Raw genomic sequence first — 1,189 nt, 5'->3', positions numbered from 1 at the left:
GTCACCAGAAAGGGCAAAGGTGGCCGACTTTTACGCCGCCCGCAGCAGGCTCATCCCGCCGCTCCCGTGGCCGACTTTTCCACCGCCGTTCTCACAGACCTCATGTTTATGAGGTCGGGAAATCTGACCGATTATTTTTTCCGGAAATTTCGGTTTGATCCGCGGTATTTGGCAGGCAGGAGCATCAGCCCATCCGCGCATGTCAGCTGTGCGATGTATGGGCGAGCAACTCGTGCGTAGCGGCCTCGAAGCGCCCACACATTTCGTTCGTCATCCTGAGTACGACGAGCCTTCGGTCGGCCGTGTCATGTATCCGGCCGAGTTCTTTCAACGCGTCCAGTCGCATTTGAACCGCCACACGCTCCGCTTCGATGGCGTTCCGAAGGGGCTCGGCAACAGCTTCGGCGTCTCGAGGAAGACATGTCCGGGCGTGAAGCTTCTCGATGCATGACAGCACATTCTCGGGAAGCCGTTCGGCCAGAGCGTCATCGGGCAGGACCACATCGGCCAAGAGCCGACCGGTGCGGATATATTCGACAGTGAGTGTCTCGATGTTCATGTTTGTTTTCCGAGATACTGGACCGCACGGGAGGTGCGATCTGACAAGACGCCGCCCATCGCTTTGGACGGACGGCGTACGCTCATTGGATGGCTGTCTTGCCCATCGCCTGAGCGTTTTCCGCATCGTGTGTAGTGAGGGCTTCCAAGAGACCGTCTGACAGAAGACAGATCTCTTCGATCATCGGCCATTCGGGGTCGATTAGCGCGAAGAAAGCCGCTTCGGAACGTTCCGGCTCGTGAACGTGCTCCAGGGTGAGCAGTTCGTAGAGCCGGTCGATCGAGCGCCTCAGCCGCCGCGTCATTCGAGGCGCGTCGGAGAGTTCTTCGATGAGCCTTTGCGTTTCTCGAAGACGCGGTGCTCCACCCAGAAGCAGTGAAGCGTTCTGAAGCGGCATGCTGTGCGTGTGCATGAACGATGCGAGCGGAATGAGGGGCGAGGAAGCGAAGTCGAACATGTCGACGTTCCTTTTTCAGCATCGCGCCCGTGTGATCGCAAGTCAATATGTTGAGAATTCCAAAATCCGCTCTCGATCTGAGCTACTCCCCGATCGTTGGACAGGATCTGGCGTAATTTAAGCTACTCGTTGCACCTGCTGATCGGGTTGGTTGATATCATTTCTCTGCCAGT

General features: G+C 57.3%; 2 protein-coding genes. Both read right to left on the bottom strand.

What is annotated here, in order from left to right; translation table 11 throughout:
* Positions 1 to 202: 202 nt before the first annotated feature.
* A complete protein-coding gene (locus tag BM171_RS18635) occupies positions 203 to 559 on the bottom strand; it encodes a hypothetical protein (protein ID WP_093016161.1) in 357 nt (118 codons plus the stop codon).
* An 82-nt stretch (positions 560 to 641) separates the two neighbouring features.
* The gene (locus BM171_RS18630; protein WP_093016158.1) at positions 642 to 1,016 is read right to left on the bottom strand and encodes a hypothetical protein; all 375 of its coding nucleotides are present in this window, start codon (positions 1,014 to 1,016) and stop codon (positions 642 to 644) included.
* Between the last annotated feature and the right edge of the window lie 173 nt (positions 1,017 to 1,189).

The sequence above is a fragment of the Roseivivax halotolerans genome (assembly GCF_900115815.1).
Lineage (GTDB): Bacteria > Pseudomonadota > Alphaproteobacteria > Rhodobacterales > Rhodobacteraceae > Roseivivax > Roseivivax halotolerans.
The sequence above is the reverse complement of the archived record's forward strand: the minus strand, read 5'-3'. Positions and strand labels throughout refer to the sequence as shown.